This window comes from Pedobacter quisquiliarum (genome assembly GCF_014642175.1).
In the GTDB taxonomy this organism is placed as follows: Bacteria; Bacteroidota; Bacteroidia; order Sphingobacteriales; family Sphingobacteriaceae; genus Pedobacter; species Pedobacter quisquiliarum.
Genome location: NZ_BMIL01000004.1, coordinates 52,666 through 74,843 on the forward strand (window position 1 = coordinate 52,666; position 22,178 = coordinate 74,843).

The 22,178-nt window shown below is 44.9% G+C and carries 21 protein-coding genes; 10 read left to right on the plus strand and 11 right to left on the minus strand.

The window, feature by feature from the left end:
- Positions 1-177: 177 nt before the first annotated feature.
- From IEW69_RS06870 to IEW69_RS06880, 3 genes are all read right to left on the minus strand, one after another.
- On the minus strand, positions 178-504 hold the full coding sequence (locus tag IEW69_RS06870; RefSeq protein ID WP_188626106.1) for a DMT family transporter: 327 nt from the start codon (positions 502-504) through the stop codon (positions 178-180).
- 255 nt (positions 505-759) lie between these two features.
- Positions 760-1,335, minus strand: a complete 576-nt coding sequence (locus tag IEW69_RS06875; protein ID WP_188626107.1) for a uracil-DNA glycosylase family protein — start codon at positions 1,333-1,335, stop codon at positions 760-762.
- A 53-nt stretch (positions 1,336-1,388) separates the two neighbouring features.
- Positions 1,389-1,790, minus strand: a complete 402-nt coding sequence (locus IEW69_RS06880; RefSeq protein WP_188626108.1) for a GreA/GreB family elongation factor — start codon at positions 1,788-1,790, stop codon at positions 1,389-1,391.
- Between the two features lie 647 nt (positions 1,791-2,437).
- Between IEW69_RS06880 and IEW69_RS06885 the strand changes: the two genes are divergently transcribed.
- A complete protein-coding gene (locus IEW69_RS06885; RefSeq protein ID WP_188626109.1) occupies positions 2,438-3,805 on the plus strand; it encodes a Gfo/Idh/MocA family oxidoreductase in 1,368 nt (455 codons plus the stop codon).
- 16 nt (positions 3,806-3,821) lie between these two features.
- On the opposite strand, the gene IEW69_RS06890 is transcribed toward IEW69_RS06885, so the two are convergent.
- Complete coding sequence (locus tag IEW69_RS06890) at positions 3,822-6,617, minus strand: substrate-binding domain-containing protein (protein WP_188626110.1); 2,796 nt, start codon at positions 6,615-6,617, stop codon at positions 3,822-3,824.
- A gap of 307 nt (positions 6,618-6,924) precedes the next feature.
- Between IEW69_RS06890 and IEW69_RS06895 the strand changes: the two genes are divergently transcribed.
- The 6 genes from IEW69_RS06895 to IEW69_RS06920 all read left to right on the plus strand — a co-directional run bounded on the left by IEW69_RS06895 (position 6,925) and on the right by IEW69_RS06920 (position 16,172).
- A complete protein-coding gene (locus IEW69_RS06895) occupies positions 6,925-8,259 on the plus strand; it encodes a sugar porter family MFS transporter (RefSeq protein ID WP_188626111.1) in 1,335 nt (444 codons plus the stop codon).
- A 30-nt stretch (positions 8,260-8,289) separates the two neighbouring features.
- Positions 8,290-9,210 carry a carbohydrate kinase family protein gene (locus IEW69_RS06900; protein WP_188626112.1) on the plus strand — a complete coding sequence of 307 codons (921 nt, stop codon included), beginning with the start codon at positions 8,290-8,292 and terminating at the stop codon, positions 9,208-9,210.
- Positions 9,211-9,257: 47 nt separating this feature from the next.
- Positions 9,258-12,338: a SusC/RagA family TonB-linked outer membrane protein gene (locus IEW69_RS06905; RefSeq protein ID WP_188626113.1), complete on the plus strand. Its 3,081-nt coding sequence runs from the start codon at positions 9,258-9,260 to the stop codon at positions 12,336-12,338.
- A gap of 14 nt (positions 12,339-12,352) precedes the next feature.
- Complete coding sequence (locus IEW69_RS06910; protein ID WP_188626114.1) at positions 12,353-14,071, plus strand: RagB/SusD family nutrient uptake outer membrane protein; 1,719 nt, start codon at positions 12,353-12,355, stop codon at positions 14,069-14,071.
- Positions 14,072-14,101: 30 nt separating this feature from the next.
- Entirely contained in the window at positions 14,102-15,616 is a 1,515-nt protein-coding gene (locus IEW69_RS06915; protein ID WP_188626115.1) for a glycoside hydrolase family 32 protein, read from the plus strand.
- Between the two features lie 148 nt (positions 15,617-15,764).
- On the plus strand, positions 15,765-16,172 hold the full coding sequence (locus tag IEW69_RS06920; RefSeq protein ID WP_188626116.1) for an OsmC family protein: 408 nt from the start codon (positions 15,765-15,767) through the stop codon (positions 16,170-16,172).
- Here the strand turns inward: IEW69_RS06920 and ytxJ are convergent.
- The 4 genes from ytxJ to IEW69_RS06935 all read right to left on the minus strand — a co-directional run bounded on the left by ytxJ (position 16,162) and on the right by IEW69_RS06935 (position 17,929).
- Positions 16,162-16,494 (minus strand): bacillithiol system redox-active protein YtxJ, encoded by a 333-nt coding sequence (ytxJ, locus tag IEW69_RS06925; protein ID WP_188626117.1) that lies wholly within the window; start codon positions 16,492-16,494, stop codon positions 16,162-16,164. The two genes, IEW69_RS06920 and ytxJ, sit on opposite strands and share 11 nt — an antisense overlap.
- A gap of 33 nt (positions 16,495-16,527) precedes the next feature.
- Positions 16,528-16,650, minus strand: a complete 123-nt coding sequence (locus IEW69_RS16970) for a hypothetical protein (RefSeq protein WP_262890746.1) — start codon at positions 16,648-16,650, stop codon at positions 16,528-16,530.
- A 41-nt stretch (positions 16,651-16,691) separates the two neighbouring features.
- Positions 16,692-17,183 (minus strand): 6,7-dimethyl-8-ribityllumazine synthase, encoded by a 492-nt coding sequence (gene ribH / locus IEW69_RS06930; RefSeq protein ID WP_188626118.1) that lies wholly within the window; start codon positions 17,181-17,183, stop codon positions 16,692-16,694.
- Between the two features lie 77 nt (positions 17,184-17,260).
- Positions 17,261-17,929, minus strand: a complete 669-nt coding sequence (locus IEW69_RS06935) for a tetratricopeptide repeat protein (RefSeq protein WP_188626119.1) — start codon at positions 17,927-17,929, stop codon at positions 17,261-17,263.
- A 203-nt stretch (positions 17,930-18,132) separates the two neighbouring features.
- On the opposite strand from IEW69_RS06935, the gene recF reads away from it, so the two are divergent.
- Together recF and IEW69_RS06945 are read left to right on the plus strand one after the other, a co-directional pair.
- Entirely contained in the window at positions 18,133-19,236 is a 1,104-nt protein-coding gene (recF, locus tag IEW69_RS06940; protein WP_188626120.1) for a DNA replication/repair protein RecF, read from the plus strand.
- Complete coding sequence (locus tag IEW69_RS06945) at positions 19,229-19,519, plus strand: DciA family protein (RefSeq protein WP_188626121.1); 291 nt, start codon at positions 19,229-19,231, stop codon at positions 19,517-19,519. The genes recF and IEW69_RS06945 overlap by 8 nt, the downstream gene beginning before the upstream one ends.
- Here the strand turns inward: IEW69_RS06945 and IEW69_RS06950 are convergent.
- The 3 genes from IEW69_RS06950 to IEW69_RS06960 form a co-directional block, all read right to left on the minus strand.
- A complete protein-coding gene (locus IEW69_RS06950; RefSeq protein WP_229663545.1) occupies positions 19,516-19,701 on the minus strand; it encodes a hypothetical protein in 186 nt (61 codons plus the stop codon). The genes IEW69_RS06945 and IEW69_RS06950 overlap by 4 nt on opposite strands.
- 59 nt (positions 19,702-19,760) lie before the next feature.
- Entirely contained in the window at positions 19,761-20,483 is a 723-nt protein-coding gene (locus tag IEW69_RS06955; protein WP_188626122.1) for an FKBP-type peptidyl-prolyl cis-trans isomerase, read from the minus strand.
- A 104-nt stretch (positions 20,484-20,587) separates the two neighbouring features.
- Positions 20,588-21,007, minus strand: a complete 420-nt coding sequence (locus IEW69_RS06960) for a nucleoside-diphosphate kinase (protein WP_188626123.1) — start codon at positions 21,005-21,007, stop codon at positions 20,588-20,590.
- Positions 21,008-21,116: 109 nt separating this feature from the next.
- Between IEW69_RS06960 and IEW69_RS06965 the strand changes: the two genes are divergently transcribed.
- Positions 21,117-22,127, plus strand: a complete 1,011-nt coding sequence (locus tag IEW69_RS06965; RefSeq protein ID WP_188626124.1) for a DHH family phosphoesterase — start codon at positions 21,117-21,119, stop codon at positions 22,125-22,127.
- Positions 22,128-22,178 lie beyond the last annotated feature (51 nt).

A 22,178-nucleotide genomic window follows, 5' to 3' on the forward strand; every position in this document is an offset into this window, starting at 1 on the left:
ATTAACTTCTGAATTCTTTAAGGTAATTTGCTGAGTACGAGTGCGCTGTTAGCGAGCTGTTAGCTACATAAAACAGCATACATAATATGGCCAGCGGTTAGTAGTGCAAAATTATGGAAGGTAATACCAGGTGAAAACGCGTAAAATAGCTGGAATGCTGAACTTTGTTTTTGCGACTTAGTGCGAAACAAATTTTAGACCTACCACAGAAGCGATGAGGGTAGTGATAAAGAAGATGCGCCAGAAGCTGGCTGGATCTTTAAAAACGAGGATACCAATGATGGCTGTACCAACAGCACCAATGCCGGTCCATACGGCGTAAGCGGTACCAATCGGAAGGGTTTCCGTGGCTTTGATTAAGAGCACCATGCTTATGGTTAGCGATACCAGGAAACCTGCGAACCACCAGTACATTTCTGTTCCATTTGTTTCTTTCACTTTCCCTAAGCAGGAAGCAAAAGCAACCTCGAATAAACCCGCAATAACCAATATAATCCAGTTCATATCTTACTCTTTGGCGCAAAGGTCTGCATTTCATAGGAGAATGCTTGCTGAAAATATAAATCTGCTGTAAAGGCCATGCTAATTTAAAGCGCAGTCCAGGGCGTTCACGATTGCTCAAGCCCAGTTGAAACACAGCTAAACCAAAGACAAAACGCACAGCAAACGCACATGCCGTGTGCGCTTCGTGTGCGTTCGGTGTGCGTGTGCTGTGCGTCTCGTGTGCGTTTGCCCCAAGGCTGTTCCGTAAAAAGTTGGTTATTGCTGTAGACGTTCTGCCACCTGAACTTTCAAGGCTGGTAGCACCGCCTCGCCGAACCATGGATTGACCTTTAGCCAGTTTTGGTTTCTTGGAGAAGGATGCGGTAAAGTGAAGTACCCTGGAAGATATTCCGCATAGCTTTTTACCGTATCGGTAAGGTTCCCCTTGTATCGGGTATTTAGATAATGCCGTTGTGCATACTGACCAATCAGCAAGATTAATTGCTTGCTTTCAAAGGCATCCATCAGTCGGCTGTGCCATAACTTTGCGCATGCGGGCAGAGGCGGCAGATCGCCTGATTTTCCTTTGCCGGGATAGCAGAAGCCCATCGGAATGATGGAAAAATGTTCCGGATTGTAAAAGCTGTCGTTAGAAACGCCAAGCCAGTCGCGCAGTTTATTGCCGCTGGCATCATTCCATGGAATACCTGTTTCATGGACACGCCTCCCGGGTGCCTGCCCGATAATCAGAATTTTAGAGGTTGTTTCGAACTGGATCACTGGGCGCGGTTCGTGGGGAAGGATTCCCGAGCAGAAGCTACAGCTTAGAATTTCATCAAGGAGTGCTGACATCTGCCTCAAAGTTAAGATGCTGCGGGCTTTTTCTCCGCAGCATCTTTGGCTTATTACATTGCCGTTACTTGTTCAATGCGGTACTGGCGGATGCCGTTATCCATTTCCCAGGACAGCTCCGTTCCTTCTGCATAGCCAATCAGGGCTAATCCGATAGGTGAAAGGATGGACACGGTTTTATGTTTCGGCTTCGCCTTATCTGGCGCCACGAAGTTGTAGGTGAACTTTTCACCGGATTCCACATCTGCAAGTTGTACGCTGCGGTTGATGTCGACCACGTTATCTGGTAGATCCTTGCGGAGCACCTGCTTGGCGTTACGGAGTTGTTCAACCAGCATCACCTCATTATGATGCGGCAGTTTTTTACGTCGGATCTGGTCCTTTAGTAAGTCGAACATGCCAGTAGTTAGGATAATTGCGTTTGTTGCTTCGGTATTTATTGCTGTAGTATTCATGATTTTCTTTTAAGATTGATGTTAAATTCGGTTACGTTCCGCCATCATCATTTTACGCGCGACAACAGGGCAGCTGCCTTTGTTGGCGCTGCTTGCAGGAAGGAAACTGGTGCTCATGTGGATTGATCCGGCGTAAAGCACGTTACCTATCATGTGTTATGCAATAAGCATGTTGCGTAGAAGATGGATGTAAATCCCAGACCTGCGGTATTTAGGCCCGGGCGGAAGTGTTGAAATCCTTAAAAGATGAGAAGATGTACCTTTTGCCGCCAAGCAGGCCTGCAGGTGCAGCAACAGATTTCCTGTGCATAGCAGGGCCATTGCAAAGCTTGTTGCAGCTGGTTATCGGGGCGCTATGTGCATTTAAATGTATCAACTGATTCAAACATAGCCAATATAAACCTGGTTGTCAAGCGGCTGCGTCATAACCATGTCCTTAATGGACTTTCCGGCTATAATCCTCCTTATTAATGTGCAATCTCCCGTAACAAAGTTGAAATATTTTGGCCATCACTTCTTATTTCCCTGATTTCTTCCCAACTTGAATGTGCTTCTAACCAAATATAAACTGCTATGAATTGTAAGCCGCCCTGCGCGCCGTGTGGTTCATGCGTTCTGGTGTGGAGCTTTAAAGATCATTTCCAACCATGAGCGAAAATTCAAGAAGACATTTCCTTAAAACACTGGGTATTGGTACGGCTGCAATGGCGGTAGGCAACTCCGTTTTTGGTGGCACAGGTACAGGCTTCAGTGCGAAGAGCTACCGGAACATTATGGGTGCCAATGAGCGAATTAACCTCTCCGTTATAGGTCTGAATGGCCGCGGTGATAGTATCAGCGGCACCATTGCCAGGCTCAAGGATGCAAGGATTGTATCGCTCTGCGATGTAGATAAAAGGACTTTTGCCAAAGTACAAAATACGCTTGCCAAGGCAGGGTATGAAGGGCAACCGAAAACGGAGGGCGACTTGCGCAGGGTACTTGAAGATAAGGATGTAGATGCGATTTATACGGCTACGCCGGATCACTGGCATGCGCCGTTGACGATTATGGGCTGTCAGGCGGGCAAGCACGTTTACGTGGAAAAGCCGCTGAGTCATAATCCGCATGAGGGTGAGCTTGCCATCGCTGCTGCGCGAAAATATAACCGCGTGGTGCAGATGGGCGCACAACGCCGCTCTGCACCAATATTAACGAAAGGCATTCAGCTGCTGCATGAAGGGGTGATCGGAAAGGTTTACCTGGCGAAAACCTGGTACACCAATGCCCGTAAGGCAACGCATCTAAAGCCGGGCAATGTGCCCGACTGGTTGGATTACGATCTGTGGCAGGGACCTGCACCGCGCATGGCGTACAAGGAAGGACTTATTCATTACGACTGGCACTGGTTCTGGCATTGGGGAACAGGAGAAGCGCTGAACAATGGTACCCATGAGGTGGATGTTGCACGGTGGGGCCTTGGCGTGGACTATCCGGTGCGGGTAAGTTCAAGCGGCGGGCGCTTTCACTACCAGGATGACTGGGAAACGCCGGATACGCAGGTTGTAAACCTGGAATACCCTGGAGGGCTGTCCATCACCTGGGAAGGGCGGAGCAGTAATGGGCGCCGGGTAGAAGGGCGCGACCGTGGACTCATGTTCTTCGGCGAAAAAGGTAGTCTGGATACCGGGGATGATGCTTTCCAAATATATGATCTTAATGGTAAGCTGATCCGGGAAGAAAAGCAGCAGGGCGAAGGAGATGCCATGGCCGGCCGGAATACCGCAAGTCCGAGTTTAGGGCTGGATACCCTGCACATGGTTGATTTCCTAGATGCCATCCGGAACAACAGAAGGCCAAACTGCGATGTAGAGATCGGGCATAAGAGCACGGTGGCCATGCAGCTGGCGAACATTTCCTGGCGCGTGGGCCGCGACATTCATGTGGATCCATCTAATGGGCACATCAAGAATGATAAAGCGGCACAGAAGCTCTGGAAGCGGGAGTATCATAAAGGCTGGGAACCGAAGGTTTAAATCAGCTGGTTTAAATTTACTTCGTCCCCTGGTGTTTTTTCTTAAACTCACTGGGGGTACAATCGTACTTCGCTTTGAAGACCGTAGAGAAGTAATTTGGCGTGGAAAACCCTACCATATAGGTAATCTCGGAGATGGAATAGGCTTCATTCATCAACAAGTATTTCGCCTTCTTTAACCGTCTGCTTAGAATATATTCCGTGATGGTGCAATTCAATAAGGCTTTCACTTTTCGGTACAGTTGTACACGGGAAATCCCGATTTCCTTACAAATATCGTCCACGTTGAAGCTGTCATTGGAAAGGTTTTGGGAAACGATAGCGGCCAGGTCATTTACAAACTTTCGATCTATCGCATTATAAGTTTGAGACTGTGTAGCTGTGCTTACGTCGCTGGTATAGTGTTCTTTCAGCAACACCCGGTTTTTCAGTATGTTTTTAACCTTGGCTAAGAGCACATCTGAGTCGAATGGTTTCACCATATATGCATCTGCCATACTCTCCAGTCCTTGTATTTGTTGTTCATTGCTGCCTCGTGCAGTCAGTAGTATGATTGGAATATGGCTGGTTCGTATGTCCGACTTTAGCTTTTGGGTTAATTCTTTGCCAGTCATGCCTGGCATCACCACATCTGAAATAATCAAGTCAGGCACATGTTCATAAGCTGCTGCCAACCCATCGGTGCCGGTTCGGGCGGTGAATATTTGATATTGCTTGCTAAACCTTTCCTGGAGATAGTTCAGCAGGTCCATATTATCTTCTACGATCAAAATGGATTGCTCATGTAGTTTAGGGACCTGATCTGATACAAGTTGCAGTACCGGGAGGTCTATTTCTGAAGTATAAATTTGAGCGGTCTCGCTCAGCTCCGCTTTATCATAAGACAGTTCGGATTGTTCCGCCGCGCTGAAATGGTCAGATCCTGTTAGTAGGGTGAGGGTGAAAGTTGTACCAAGCTGCCTGGTGCTTTCTACCGCTATCGTACCATGATGTATTTGCATGATTTCCCTGGATAATGATAAGCCGAGTCCGGAGCCTTTTGTAGAATTGGTGTCTACCTGGTAGAAGTGTTCGAAGATGTGTTCGCTCTCGGCTTTGCTCATTCCAATTCCATTATCCTGTACCTGAATGGAAACATTGCCCTCCCGATCTTCTATGGATACCAGAATGGTTCCATTTGTTGGTGTAAACTTGAATGCGTTTGATAGCAGGTTGAAGATCACTTTGTCCAGCATGTTCACATCAAACCAGACCAGGATGTCCTGCCTGGATGCTGTGAATTGAAGATTGATATTCAGCTTTTGTGCATTGAGCCTGAAGCTTTCGAGAATGTCCTTTATGAATTCAACAATGTTGTTGGGGGTAGCGCGGATTTGCACCTTTTCATATTCAATCTTCCGATAGGTGATCAGCTGGTTGACCAATCTAAGCAAGCGATAAACATTCTTATGGATGTGGTTCAGGTTTGTTCCAGCGAGTGTTCTGATTTTTTCATTGTTGAGCAAGTCCTGCAACGGTGACAGAATGAGGGTTAACGGTGTACGGAATTCATGGGATATGTTCGTGAAAAAATTGAGCTTTGCCTCCGTTGCCAGTTCGGCTTTAGCGGACATTTCCATCAACTGATTTCGCTGATCTAATATTTCCGCATTTTTCATGTTTAACCGCAGATTGATTTTCTTGTTTTCTAAAAGGGAGTAGAAGGCTAAGCCACCAAACACTACGGCCAGCACCAAAGCAATAACAGTGATGTTGAGGACCACCTGTTGGTTGCTGAAGAGTACTTCCTGATCTGCGAGCAAGCCTTGCTGGCGTTCTATATCCTGGTATTGACTCCGGACTTTCTCGACTTGTAGCTTCATCAACTCCACATTACTAGCGTCAATGACGATAGATTGAAGGATGTTTTCTTTGTTGAAAGGCTCCTTTTTTAAAATCTTTAAAGCGGTTGAAATTGCTTCTTTGCCTCCCGTGGGGTAGAGTAAGCTTGCGTCAAGGACCTTGTCGGACACCAGTTGTAATCCACCACCTTGACCAGGTAGCGCATCAATACCAAATACCTTTATGGATCGGGAAAGGTTAAGTTGTTTGATGACTTCCCTGGCACCACTAGCCATAACATCATTGTGTGCGAATATGGCATCGAGATCATTGAAGTCGCTTTTAATGCTTTTTAGTTGTTGTTCCGCATTATGCTTCAGCCAGTCCCCATACAGTTGATGTTTGATGTTTATGCCTTCAAATTGCTTGAGGCCTTCGGAAAATCCTCGTTGGCGCTCAATCGCAGGAGAGGAGCCAGGCAGGCCCATGATTTCGACGATATTTCCCTTCCCCTGTAAGGCGGTACCTACATAGGAACCCGCCATTTTGCCGATCTGGAAATTATCAGCGCCTACATAGGCTGTATAAGCATTGGAGGAGGTCTTTCGATCAAGGACAATAACTGGGATGCCTTTTTGGTAGGCCAGCTCGACCACGGGCGTGAGTGGCTGTGCTTCATTTGGGGAAATGATGAGCAAATCAATGTTCTGCTTTAACATCCATTTCACCTGTTCTACCTGTGTAGCACTGTTACCCTCCGCATCAGTATAAATCAGTTTAGCGCCAGGATGAAGGGAAAGCTCCATCTTCATCTCTGCAGACATGGCCTTACGCCACATATCTGCACCTGTGCATTGTGAAAAGCCAATGAGATATTCTGGGTGCTTTGTTTTAGAACCACATCCCTGAAAAATGAGGCTGATGAAGATGAAGGTAAAAAGCTTTACGGAGATCGATGATAATCGTCTCCAAGCCTTTTTTGGGTTATTCATTAGAAGTCCTTTATTGAAAATACAGATTGTGTTTATCTACAAACGCAATTAAAGATATGAAAATTTCAGTTTGCAACCAGTTGCACGAGCAAGGTGGAAATCTGCAGGCTAATAACCGTGAAATAATATTGAAGATTACCTGTAATAAAACTGTAAGTCAGCTTCAAAATTTATAATTCGTTGTTTTTAAATGCCTGAAATAGAGTTGGTTGAAAACTTTATGCTTTTCGAACCTATTTGAAACAAATCCGCAGGTCGAAAGCCTGTCTCCTGCATACTTTGCAGATGCTAACCAATATATATACTTATGAAAAATCAATCCGTCCTGGCCTGGTCCATGGTCGTAGCCCTCGGAGGCTTTTTGTTTGGGTTTGATACTGCTGTAATTTCCGGGGCAGAAAAGTCCATCCAACAATACTGGAACCTTTCAGTATTTGAGCATGGCTTTACAATATCCATCGCCTTAATTGGAACCGTAATCGGGTCCTTAGTTGGCTCTCGTCCTTCTGATCAATTTGGCCGCAAGAATACCTTATACTTTGTCGCTATTGCATACCTGCTGTCATCCCTCGGAACGGCGCTTGCAAACGATTGGTCGGTTTTCCTGATCTTCAGATTTCTGGGTGGCCTTGGCGTCGGCATTTCTTCTGTTACTGCACCAATATACATATCTGAAGTTTCACCAGCAGACCGTCGTGGCAGGCTGGTGGGCTTGTTTCAATTCAATGTTGTACTTGGAATTCTGATATCCTACCTGTCGAATTATCTAATTAGTCAGGGCGGTGAGTCATCATGGCGCTGGATGCTTGGTGTACAGGCATTTCCCTCCATTCTATTTTTAGTGTTGATCTACTTTATTCCTGAAAGTCCGAGATGGTTGATCCTTAAGAAAGGAAAGGATGCGGCCGCTTTGGAAATACTTCGCATTATCAATCCCCTTAATTGTGAGGACGAGTTAAAAGCGATCAAGGAATCGAAAGCCCTTGCGACCGATTCAAAAGGCATGCGCGCAGTTTTATTTTCAAAGAAATACAAAACGCCTGTCATTCTAGCGATGCTCTTTGCTTTTTTCAATCAGGTCTCCGGAATCAATGCCATTATCTATTACGCGCCGAGAATTTTTGAAATGGCCGGCTTGGGTGCACACTCATCTCTATTATCAACAGTTGGCATTGGTGTGATCAACTTCTCATTTACGCTACTCGCGATAAATGTCATTGACAAGGTCGGAAGGAAAGTGCTGATGCTTGTTGGGTCCATCGGTTTGATTATTTCTCTTGCACTGGTCAGCTATACTTTCTACCGTGGTGATTTAAGTGGTTTTGCCATACCGATCTACATGATGATCTTCATTGCCTTCTTCGCCTTCTCTCAAGGCGCGGTGATCTGGGTATTTATATCGGAAATTTTCCCGAATGAGGTACGTGCGAAAGGCCAGACACTTGGAAGTTCTACCCACTGGGTGATGGCTTCTTTAATCGCCTTTAGCTTTCCATATTTCGCCGAAAACCTCGGCGGTGGTACCACATTCCTGTTTTTCGCAAGCATGATGGTGCTCCAGTTAATTTTTGTATGGCGACTGATGCCAGAGACAAAGGGACGCTCGCTCGAACAAATCGGAACAAACATAGTGATGCATTAAGCTGCACGCAGCAATAAAACATAAATGGTGATGAAAACAAATCAATCGCAAATAGCAGTAGTGTGTTTTGGTGAAATTCTTTGGGACAATCTGCCAGGTGGAAGAAGGCCTGGCGGTGCCCCGATGAATGTTGCTTACCATCTGCATAGGCTTGGCCTGGAAAGTAAATTGGTCAGCAGCATAGGACAGGATGAGGCTGGCCGGGAATTGCTGGATTTTTTGAAAGCAATAGGCCTGGAAACTTCGTACGTTCAGGTGCATCCTGAACAGAAAACAAGTGAGGTACAGGCGAGTGTGAACCCGGAGAATCATGAAGTAACTTACGAAATACTAGCACCGGTGGCATGGGACTTTATTCGTCTTGAACCGGCATTAGCATCTGTTGTAGAAGACGCACAGGCATTTGTGTACGGCACCCTAAGTGCGCGGAACACCGCTTCAAAATCTACACTTCGCGCTTTAATTGAACAATCCCCTTACCGGATTTTTGATGTTAATCTACGTGCTCCTCATTATACAAAGGAAACCATAGAGCAGTTATTGCGCCCGGCACACCTTGCCAAGCTCAATAAAAGTGAATTGACATTAATTGCAGGCTGGTATAATCCCAATTGCCGTTCGGAAGCGGCATGTGTGGAGGTGCTGCTGAACAAGTTCAACCTTGAAGAAGTGCTCGTCACAAAGGGTGGCGACGGCGCATCTTATTACAGTCATACCCTACGCTATGATTATCCAGCTTACAATATTGATGTGAATGATACCATTGGCAGCGGCGACTCCTTTTTAGCGGCCTTTCTGGCCATGAAGCTCAGGAATGAACCGCTGGAATTGATGATGGACTACTCCGCTGCAATGGGCGCTTTTATTACCGCCCAGGCAGGTGCTTGTCCGCCTTATTCCAAGTCGGATTTTGAGCGCTTCATCTGGAAGAAAAAGCTCGGCATCAGCTAGGCTTGTAAACTGAAAAAAACCAAATAATAAACCTTAATTAAAAATGTATGAAAAGAATCCTCCTTTTCTTCACCCTGCTGCTTAGTGCAGTAGGATGGAGCTACGGGCAAGTCCGGCCGCTGAGTGGTACGGTAACCGACAAGGCTGCAGTAGCACTTGAAGGTGTAACTGTAAACGTTGTTGGTACAAAGACCACAACAATGACCGACCAGAATGGTCAATTCCGAATTGAAGCTGCAAGTGGCCAAACCCTTAAATTTTTCTACGTAGGCGCAGAGCCCGTGACTTTCCCTGTCGACGCCAACACCACTCGTGTGAGCGTACAGATGGATATCTCATCCAACAAACTGGATGAAGTGGTGGTCACCGGCTATCAAACGGAACGCAAAAAAGACATCACTGGAGCGGTGAACGTAGTGGATATTGCGGACATTAAAGATATTCCGGCCGGGAATCCTGTTAAAGCCTTACAGGGACGGGTACCTGGGGTGCTTATTACTACCGATGGATCGCCGACAGGTGGTGCGACAGTTCGGATTCGTGGTATTGGTACACTGGGCAACAATGACCCTTTGTATGTTATTGATGGCGTACCTACAAAGAATGGCTTAGAACAACTCAATCAAAACGATATTGAGTCTATCCAGGTGTTAAAAGACGCTTCATCTGCGACCATCTATGGTTCCAGGGCGGCCAATGGGGTGGTCATTATCACTACAAAAAAGGCAAAAGCCGGATTCTCAAAGGTAGATCTGAATGTTAGTACCTCCATCCAGAATTATGCAACAAAGTTAAATACGCTGAATGCAGACGAGCGTGGGCGTGCATATTGGACGGCTGCAGTGAATGACGGTGCGAACCCGAACAACAATCAAATTTACCAATACGACTGGAACAATGACTTCAGTAATCCAGTGCTAAACAAGGTGGTGCTACCACCTTTCATCGATGCCGCTAATACCATGCGACCTGCAGATACTTACTGGTATGATGAAATTTCGCAGCAATCCATTATTCAATCGTATGATCTTTCGTTGTCCAACGGCGGGGAGAAGGGCAATTCTTTGTTCTCATTAGGTTACTATGATAATAAAGGAATTGTTAAAGGCTCCCGGAGTCAGAAATATACTGCCCGGTTTAACTCTGACTATAAACTGCTGAACAACAAGCTAACGATAGGGGAGAACTTCTCTGTGAGTTATATTAAGAATGCATTGATTCCGGCAAGCGATATTTTGTTTGCGTCGCTTGTGCAGCAACCCATTGTACCGGTACGTACGGTAGATGGCGGCTGGGGCGGTCCAGCTGCGGGTATGACCGATAGACAAAATCCAGTGCGGTTAATTGAAGACAACATGGATAACAAATTCTACTTCTACCGACTTTTTGGTAATGCTTATGCAAACTATGAAGTTTTGCCAAACCTGACCTTCCGTACCAGCATTGGTGTTGATTACAATGGAACTTATCAAAGGACCCTTAAAAAGTCTTATACCTCAGGATTTCTTGCTGACCCTGCCAACCAGGTATTTAACAGTCAGGGTTACCAGGGGAACATCATCTGGCAGAACACTTTAAACTATAAAGTTGAGAAAGGCAAGCACAGTGTGGAGTTTCTTGCCGGTCATGAATACATCAGAAACATCAATCAGGAGTTTTCTGCAAGCAGACAAGGTCTTGCATTGGAGAGCATCAATTATGCTTATCTGAATGCAGGGTCAACAAACACGCTGAACGGCGGCTCGGGTGCTGCTTATGCATTGCTTTCTTACTTTGGTAAGGTAAATTATGTATTGGCTGATAAATATATTGCATCTGTAACCCTGAGAAGAGATGGCTCATCCAGATTTGGCGCGGAAAACCGCTATGGAACTTTCCCTGCTTTTTCTTTGGGCTGGAGACTTAGTGAAGAGGCATTTATTAAGCGTCTGGAGTTTATTTCTGATTTAAAGTTAAGATATGGATGGGGTAGATCTGGTAATCAGGATATTCCGAACAATGCCAGTCTATCGCTTTATTCTTCAATCTACGGCGTTGATCCAACTTGGGATTTTGATCGCGGCACAGCATACGATATTAATGGTGGTGGAACAGGGCAGTTACCTTCTGGTTTCACAATGATTCAACAAGGCAATGCGGCTCTAAAATGGGAGTCTTTACAGGAGTCGAATTTTGGAGTTGATTTTGGCTTATTCAACAATAAGCTTACTGGCTCGTTCGATTACTTCATCAAAAAGACTTCGGATATTTTAATCAGTCCGGCGTACCTGGCTGTATTGGGTGAGGGTGGCAACAGATTCATTAATGGGGCCTCGTTACAGAACAAAGGCTTTGATGCAATCCTATCTTATGACACGAAGCTCGGGGATGAGCTCTCGATCAATGTGACAGGAAATTTCTCTTTATACCGGAACAAGGTTACCTATTTGCCTAAAGATGTTCTGGCATCGTACCCGGGAAATGGAACGGACAAGACCATTTTGGGCAGACCTGTTAATTCTTATTTCGGGTATGTGGCTGATGGGCTGTTTGCATCTGAAGCTGAGGTGGAAGCTGCTGCGGAGCAGCCAGGTAAAGGTCTTGGCCGCATCAGGTACAGAGATCTTAATGGCGATGGCGTGATTAACGACCAGGATCGTGACTTCATTGGTCACAATAGTCCTCGTTATGCTGCCGGACTTAACGTTTCCCTAAATTATAGAAACTTTGATGTAAGCTTCTTTCTACAAGGTCTTAACGTAAATGTTGTGAATGACTTTAAGACGTACACCGACTTTTCTTCGCTTTGGACCGGCACAAACTGGGGTTCCAGAACGCTGGATGCCTGGTCGCCAAGCAATACGAGCTCGACCATTCCCGCACTTACCTTAGTGGACAGGAACAATGAAGGCCGGTTCTCAACCTACTTCATTGAGAACGGTTCTTACCTGAAGATGAGAAATCTGCAGATCGGTTACAACTTCAAAAAGGCATTTAACATGAAGATTCAAAATGCCCGGATGTTTGTGCAGGGCAGTAATCTCTTCACTATTAAAAGCAAGTCCTTTACCGGACCGGATCCAGAGATTCCAAACTACGGATTTCCTGTGCCTGTGGTTGGCACAATTGGTATAAACGTTACGCTATAAATAAATCTGTTGACATGAAAAATTTCAAATATATATTATTGATGATGTTCACGGTGCTTGTTTCCTGCAAGAAAGTACTGGATGAACCTGCGCAGGGTGTCGTGTCTTCCGAGGATCTCGGGACGCCCGAAAATATAGATAAGATGGTGATTGCCGCCTACTCCGCTTTAGGAAACGATCATTATACCTCTCCATATTCCAGTATGTGGCCCTATGGAAGTGTACGCGGTGGGGATACGTACAAAGGGGGTGATGGCCCTGGGGACCTCTCAGAATTCCATCTTTTTGAAACCTTCTCTTTGAACCGTGTGGATAATCCATTGCTTGATCAGGTATGGTTCAGGCTTTATGTTGGTATTGGCAGAGCTAATGATGCTTTGAAACGCGTGAATGAGATCTCTGATGCGGACTACCCTAAGAAGTCGGAGCGTCAGGCGGAACTTCGATTTCTACGTGGCCATTTTTACTTTCTGGCGAAGATCCTGTTTAAGTATGTTCCATATCTGGATGAGACCATGGACAAGACAACATACAACACCATTTCCAATAGAGCATTATCAGACGCGGAACTTTGGGCAAAGATTACGGACGACTTCAGAGCGGGTGCAGAGGCGTTACCGGAAAGTCAGGGAGAAGTGGGGAGAGTGACTAAGTTTGCAGCGAAAGCCTATCTGGCGAAAGTGTTGTTATACCAGGCCTATGAACAAGGGGAAGATCATCAGGTTACGTCCATAAATGCGGCTAAACTAACGGAAGTAAATGCGCTTGCGGATGAGATTATCGCTTCCGGAAAATATAGCTTAGCAACGGATTATGCCAACAACTTCCTGGGTTCAACGCAAAATGGATCAGAGTCTATCTTTGCCATCCAGTATTCTAAAGATGATGGAACGCCTAAAGGCAGGTTGGATTATGGCCATGCGCTTAATTATCCGATGAATCAGGAGTATGGTTGCTGTGGCTTCAACGTACCTAGCCATGATTTGATTAATGCCTACAAGACTGACCAGAGTGGATTGCCACAATTTACAACCTATAACAATACGGATGTGGCGGCAACGCTGGACTTCAAATCGGCAACATTTGATCCGCGCCTGGATCACACGGTAGCGAAACCAGGGGCGCCATATAAATATAAAAACAACTTTATCTATCAGCGTTCGTGGTCAAGAGCACCTGCAATTTACGATGCATTTGCAAGCATGAAGGAAGCGGTGTTGCCTGAGGATCCGTCCTTTCAGAAAGTTCCGCCATTTATCGGGAGTTCTAAAAACTGGGAGATTATACGTTATGCGGATGTGTTGCTCTGGAAAGCTGAAGCTTTGATTGAGCTAAACAGATCCCTTGAAGCTGTTCCGCTGATTAATCAGGTTCGTGCGAGAGCAAACAACAGTAAGAATCTATTGAAAATGGCTGATGGCAGCCCGGTATCGAACTATAATGTTCAATTGTATCAACCAGGGGTAAACAGCAACTGGACACAAGCCTATGCAAGGGAAGCATTGCGCTTTGAGCGCAGGCTTGAGTTTGCAACCGAAGGGTACCATTTCTTCGATCTTGTAAGATGGGGCGTTGCTGCACAAACCATGAATGCTTATTTTACCACGGAAAAACGTCGGGTAGCGCATTTGAATGACGCTCGTTTTACCAGGGGTCGCGACGAGTATTTTCCAATACCATTGAATCAGATCAACTTCAGCTCCGGGCTGTATCAACAAAATAACGGCTGGTAATGCAGCCATTACGAATCTAAAAATATGAATATGAGAAATCTTAAAAGCCTTATCGTACTTATCTGTCTGGCATTAAGTGTGAATACCTCCTTTGCGCAGCAGACCTTCAAAGAACAGCATCGACCACAATACCATTTTTCACCACCGGCCAACTGGATGAATGATCCAAACGGCATGGTGTACCATAAAGGGGTTTATCACTTCTTTTATCAGTATTACCCTGATGGAACGACATGGGGGCCTATGCACTGGGGACATGCCGTGAGCAAGGATCTTGTGAAATGGGAACACAAGCCTACGGCATTGTTTCCTGATAGTCTTGGGTACATCTTCTCTGGCAGTGCCGTGGTAGATGTGAAAAATACTGCTGGTTTTGCAAAGCCTGGACAAACAGCGCTGGTTGCAATATTCACTCACCATAATGCGAAGCTGGAACATGAGAAAGCGACGAACTATCAGACGCAGAGTCTTGCCTACAGTTTGGATGATGGTGAAACCTGGACTAAGTACGAGGGAAATCCGGTGTTGAAAAACCCAGGTATTGTGGATTTCCGTGATCCAAAGGTGATTTGGTACGAGCCACAGCAGAAGTGGATCATGACCCTGGCGACTAAAGACAGGATCACTTTCTACAGTTCAGCGGACTTAAAAACATGGGATAAAGAGAGTGAATTTGGTGCAACGATCGGTGCACATGGTGGCGTGTGGGAATGTCCGGATTTATTTCCAATCATGCACAAGGGCAAGCAGGTGTGGGTGCTGCTGGTGAGTATCAATCCGGGTGGGCCAAATGGTGGTTCTGCAACGCAATATTTCACGGGATCTTTCGATGGTAAAACCTTTATTCCTGAAGTGGAAAAGACGAAGTTCATTGACTACGGTACAGATAATTACGCTGGTGTAACCTGGGCTAATACAGGTGAACGTAAGGTGTTCATCGGCTGGATGAATAATTGGCAGTATGCCAATGTTGTGCCGACCAAAGGCTGGAGAGGTGCTGCAACAATTCCAAGGGATCTTGACATTACAGAAGTTAATGGCGAACGGTATCTGGTCTCAAAACCCGTAAAAGAGCTGGAAGCCATCCAGAAGGTTGGCTATAAAAAAGCTTCTTTAGCGCTTAAGAAGGAGGTTGACCTAAGTAATCAGATTAAGGATGCTAATGGTCAGTTTAGATTGGATATGAGCTTAGATGCGAGCAATGACTTTCATATCCTGCTGCATAATAAACTTGGACAGGAGCTTATGGTTGGTTATGACAGTCAAACACGGACATACTACATTGATAGAACAAAGGCTGGTAAGTCGGACTTTGAGGCTGGCTTTGCTAAAAAACATACTGCGCCAAGGATCAGTACGAGTAAAGAAATTAAGCTGTGTTTGTTTGCAGATGCGGCATCTGTTGAACTCTTCGCTGATGAAGGGTTGTCGGTGATGACGGATGTATTCTTTCCTGATGAAAACATAAGCAGTCTTAAAGTAGTAAGTGGTAAAACGAAGTTGCTTAAGGATGTGCGTGTAGCGACCATTCAATCTATACACTAAGATGTTCCAGCGCTAAACATGCTATTTTAAATTCATTTGATGTCTGTTTTAATGCCGCTCATTATGGGGCCGCATTGAACAGACATCAATGTTTAAGGGTTTGTTTAATACCCCAGGAATGCTAACTTGCCAGCAAAAAAAGTATCCAATGGCAACTTCAAAAATTACGTATAACGGTGGTTTAAGAACCACATCAGTTCATCTGCAGTCGGGCACCGAGATCATTACGGATGCGCCTGTGGACAATAAGGGGAAGGGTGAGGCATTCTCACCAACAGACCTGCTGGCGACTTCTTTGGGTAACTGCATGTTGACCATCATCGGCATTGCCGCAAATGAACATGGTTTTAACATTGATGGTACGACCTGTGAAATCACGAAGATCATGGCTAAAGAAGGGCCAAGAAGAGTGTCGGAGATTGTCGTGGAGTTCAACTTCCCAGCGAACGACTACTCAGATAAGGTGAAAACCATCATCGAGCGGTCGGCACATACATGTCCTGTTGCATATAGTATACATCCGGACATTACGAAAACGGTTTCTTTTAATTATTAATCACTTCAGCAACTTCATCCGCAGAGATGTCTCCATGGGAGGCATCCAGGATGCAGTCGCCATTTTTGATCAGTAAGATCTGAGGGGACTCATGATGCACCTCAAACGTTTCCGCGATATGCGAGGAAACATTGCGGTAGGCAATCAGGTCCAGGAAGTGGAGTGAAACATCTGAAGGGATAACATCCCAGTCCATTTCAAATCTCCGCTTTGCCATTGAACTAACCGGACAACGGGTACTGTGTTTAAAAATAAGGCTATAGCCTTCCTTCGATTTGATATCGTTGACTTGAGCGATATCTGTGATTATATTCCACTGCATTTATAAACGTGTTTAAATTAAAATGGAAGTGCGTTATGCTCTTCTTTTTTTGCCTTCCCGGTAGGAACTGTAAGCTGGACAGATCTTGTCTGAGCAGGCTTGTAACATCACGGTTGCAAAAAATACGCCAAGCAGGAGTAAAGCAATTTTTTTCATAAGAGGTGGATTAATGGATTTCTATTAATTAGGGGGATCTTTTAAAGTGTAGCAGCCATGTGAGCCATTTTGATGGCGGTGATAGCGGCTTCATCGCCTTTGTTGCCATGCTTGCCACCGGCACGGTCAATTGCTTGCTGCTGGTCATCTGTGGTGAGTACCCCAAAGATTACAGGTTTAGCATGTTTTATGCCAACTTGTGTAACACCATTTGCAACGGCATCGCAGATGAAATCGAAGTGACGGGTTTCACCCTGAATTACACAGCCCAGGCAAATGACAGCATCCAGTTCAGGATGTTTGTTCAGCAGGATCTCTGCAGCACCACTAAGCTCAAAACTTCCGGGTACAGCAACAGAAAGAATGTTGTCTTCTTTGGCGCCATAGGCAAGAAGTTTTTCCAGTGCGCCATTGTACAGGCTGCCGGTGATTTCAGCGTTCCATTCTGCAACAGCAATGGCAAATTTGTATGGACTGGCATCAGGCACAGTAGTATGAGAGAAGTCTGACAGGTTTTTTAATTGTGTAGCCATGGGATAAAGATAGGTATTGCCTATAAAAAAAGGCTAGCATCTTCATGCTAACCTTCAATATTGTGGGTTATCTGCAACTATTTTACTTGCGCATGAGCACGAGCGATGTAAGAATCGATCATTGATGCTTCTTCGCTTGCAGGATATTCAGTTTTGATTTTAGTGTAAGCATCTTCAGCAGCTTTGAAATCTTTCAATTGCTCCTGTACTAATCCAAGCTTTTTAAGGAACATTGGAGAAGTGAAGTTGTTACCTGTTTTATCAGCTGCTTTTTTGTAGTAGGTAGCAGCTTGTTTGTAGTCTTTCAACTCGCTGTAAGCGTCGCCTAATAGGCCTAAAGCCAATGGATCAGCTACCGGACTGCCGGTTTCTGAATATTTACCCAAAGCTTCAGTTGCTTTTTTGTACTCCCCTTTGCGTAAATAAATACCACCAAGGTAAAGGTTAGCAAGGTTTGCAGATTTTGTGTTTTCATACTCATCAGCAATCTTCTCAAATCCAGGGTATCCTGAATCACCTTTGATGGCTTTGTTTGCTAATGAATCTACACCGATGTACTGTTCTGCTTTGTACATTTTTGCAGAAGCTTCTTCTGCTCTGTTTTTTAAGTATACATTCTGATACCAGATGTAGATCGCGATTAATACGACTACCGCACCAGCAATGAACAACAAGCTTTTAGAATTTTCAATTAAAAATGATCCCTTTTTAACTTGAGGATTTATTTCGTTTTGTGTTGTAGACATTTCTTTTTATAAAAAATTAAGGATTGCAAAAATACATTTTTCGATTAAAGTATCAACCCTTTTGCGGTATTTACACAAACTTTAACCTTCTGAAACTGAACTGTCCACAAAAAAGTTTTTAAAACTATCCTTTTAATGCGGCAAAAGCATATTTAGAAATTAAGAAGCGCAATAGAATCTTATTGGTAACTTTGAAGCTTAATATGTGGTTAAAAAACATTACCCTCCTGAACTTCAAAAATTATGCGGATGCTGCTGTTGCTTTTTCCAGGACTGTAAATGCATTTGTTGGTAATAACGGTGCGGGGAAAACCAACCTGCTTGATGCCATACATTACCTCTGTCTTTGTAAAAGCTACTTCAACCCGATAGATACCCAGCAGATTAAAACCGGTCAGGACTTGTTTATGATTCAGGGTGATTTTGACCTGAAGGATAAGAATGAAAAGATCAGTTGTGGGGTAAAGCGGAACCAGAAGAAGCAGTTTAAGCGGAACAAAAAGGAGTATGATAAGCTGGCAGACCACATTGGCTTGTTTCCGCTGGTGATGATTTCACCTTACGATTCCAGCATCATCATGGAGGGCAGCGAAGAACGCCGCCGCTTTATGGACAACGTGATTTCGCAAACCAACGCGCAATACCTCGACGAGCTGATCACCTACAACAAACAACTTCAAAGTCGCAATGCCTTCTTAAAGCAGGTCGCCGCAACCAGACGTTTTGATCCGGCTTTGCTGGAGATTTATGATGAGCAACTTGCCCATTCCGGCAAGCGGATCTTCGAGAAGCGTAAGGAGTTTATGCTCGACTTTATTCCATTGTTCAATCAGCATTATGAGTTCCTGACCGACCAGCAGGAACAGGTGCAACTGGAATATGCATCGCAATTGAATGACACGCCTTTTGAAACCCTGTTGATACAATCTATAGAAAAGGATAAAACATTAGAGCGCACGACCACCGGTATTCATAAAGATGAATTGCTTTTTACCATCAGCGATATGCCGTTAAAGAAGTTTGGTTCTCAGGGGCAACAGAAGTCGTTTCTAATTGCCTTGAAGCTGGCGCAGTATAGCTATTTACAGAAGTATAAAGGTTTTAAGCCATTGCTGCTACTGGATGACATTTTTGATAAACTAGACGATAAGCGTATGCACAAGCTGATGGAGATGGTATCGCACCATGACTTCGGACAAATCTTCATCACCGATACTGGGAAGGAAAGGGTGCTTAACATCTTCAACAAGATAAATGTGCCAATAACTTTGTACGACGTCGATAACGGATCCATCAATCATGCGTAAGCCGAATGACATCACCCTGAAAGAGGGGATCGAGAAAATGCTGAAAGTTTACCGCCTTAAAGGTAAGCTGGATGAGACCTCTGTGGTGGCACTATGGCCGGAGGTGATGGGGAAGGCTGTCGCGAACCGCACGACACAAATTTATATTGCACATCAAAAACTGTTTGTGCGCATAGAATCTTCGGTGGTGAAGAATGATCTTTTGATGATCAGAACCGGCATCATTCAAAAGTTAAATGAACGCGCCGGCTCTGAAGTGATCACAGAGATTGTATTTCTTTAATTTCTGCTGCCGCCACCAAATATTTTACTGATTACCCAGATGATCAGGGCAAGAACTACAACAACCATGATTACGCCGGCCCACATACCAGCTTTGAAGATACCTTCAATGGCTGAGCAGCTAGCTAATGTTGTAGTAAGGAGCGCTACGAGGGCTAGGGGGAAATATTTTTTCGTCATCATAATGTTTGTTTTTATCTACTAACAACACATGATAAAAATGGTTTCCCCATTAAAGGGTATTATTTAACCTTCACCAGCTCTACTTCAAAGATCAGCGTGCTGTAAGGCATAATGTCCTGACCAGCGCCACGCTCGCCATAAGCAAGGTCGTAAGGGATGAAGAAGCGGTAGGTAGCACCTTCATTCATCAGCTGCAAGCCTTCTGTCCAACCAGGAATCACGCCGTTAACGGTGAGTTCGATCGGGTCGCGACCTTCATTGCTGTCGAACTGCTTTCCGCTCAACAAGCGACCTTTGTAGTTTACCAATACGGTCGCATCTGCACCAGGTTTAGGGCCAGTGCCCGCTTTAACCACGAAGTACTGCAAGCCACTTGCAGTGGTTTTTACGCCATCCACCTTCTTGTTATTCTCCAGAAAGGCTTTGCCTTCTTCGATGGCTGCGGCGAACTTCGCCTTACCTTTCGACATGAACAGCGTATTAATGACTTCCTGTGCTTCCATACGATCTAGCATAGGCTCTTTACCTGCAAAAGCATCCTTCAGACCTTTTAGCAATAGATCATAGTTCAGTGCGGTGATGCCATTCGACTTTAAACCTGTACCCATAGAGCTGCCGAAGCTGTAACTCGCGGAGTCGAGCGTGTTCTTTAAGGTGACCACAGGCGCCGCTGGTTTAGCCGCAACTTTCGCAACAGGCTTTTTCGGAGCTGGCTTTTTAGTTTGTGCAGTGGCAGAGAAAGCTGCAAGGCAGCAGGCCAGCGCGATATATGTTTTTTTCATCAGTTTATGGATGTTGGATGCGTACTTGGTGTTAGAAATGGCTGGTTAAAAAATAAGCACCCTTTTGAGGTGCTATATTTTGTATTTTGACCTGAAAAGGGTGCTTAGAAACGCTCGTCAGCTGTAAAAAAGAAGTTACCTTCGATTTCAGCATTTTCGTCAGAATCTGAACCATGAACAGCATTTGCATCAATTGATTTTGCATATTTCTGACGGATGGTACCTGCATCAGCTTTTGAAGGATCTGTTGCGCCGATCAATTTTCTGAATTCTTCAACAGCATTATCTTTCTCAAGGATAGCAGCAACGATTGGTCCTGAAGACATAAAGCCTACTAAATCATTGTAGAAAGGGCGTTCTTTGTGCACTTCATAGAAAGCACCAGCTTTTTCTGCAGTAAGTTTGGTGTATTTTAAAGCAACGATTTTGAAACCTGCAGTGGTGATGTCGTTGATAATCGCACCGATATGACCGTTTGCTACTGCATCAGGCTTAATCATTGTAAATGTTCTGTTTGTACTCATGGATTTTGTATTTTTTTCCAAAATTACGTTTTAAACATTAAATATTATAGCTTCAAAATAAATCGACATCAATTCACCTATTTAATTATTAGCTTTGCAGCTTTAAAATATGCTATCTCTTTCAGAATTAACCGATTTATTGGCTACGCCACAAAAAATTGTCATCACCACCCATCATAAACCTGATGGGGATGCAATGGGTTCTTCACTTGGATTGTACGCCTATCTGATTCAGAAAGGTCATCACGTAAAAGTGATTACGCCAACAGATTATCCTTACTTTCTACACTGGCTGCCTAACAATTCCGACGTTATTGTTTATACCGAAAATCAGCAGGATGCGGAAGTTTATGTCGCAGAAGCAGCATTGATCTTTTGCCTCGACTTTAATACGCTGAGCCGTATTAATGAGCTTGGTGAATTGATCCGCAATGCGGATGGCTACAAAGTGATGATTGATCACCACCTGGAGCCTGAGGATTTTGATGATTTCCGTCACTGGAACATCAATGCCTGTGCTGCAGCACAACTAGTGTACGACTTCATCGTGAACGTACTGAACGACGGCGCATCCATGACTAAGGACATCGCGACCTGTCTATATACCGGCATCATGACAGACTCCGGTTCATTCCGTTTTCCATCGGCAACTTCAACCGTTTACCGCATTGGTGCAGACCTGATTGACCTTGGTGCAGAGCACTGGAGAATTCACCAGCAGGTTTATGACAATGCAACAGAAAGCCGCTTGCGGTTTTTAGGACATTGCCTGACCAACAAGCTGGAAGTGATCCGCGAGTTTAACACCGCGATCATTACGGTAAATGCTGAAGAGTTAAAGCAGTTCGACATCGTTACTGGTGATACGGAAGGCATTGTGAATTACGCATTGTCTGTGAACGGCATCAAGCTGGCGGCGTTCATCATTGAGCGTGCAGACCGCGTGAAACTGTCGCTACGCTCTACTGGCGAGTTCCCTGCAAATGAGATCTGTAAGAAGTATTTCAACGGCGGTGGGCACCGTAATGCTGCTGGTGGCGCTTCGGATAAGCCTCTGGAGGAAACCGTTCAAATCTTTAAATCCTTGCTGAAGGACTATGAGCAGCAATTATTAGCGTAACTATTTACAAAAGAATATAAAACAGGATAATGGTCCTGTGCAGCTTATTAA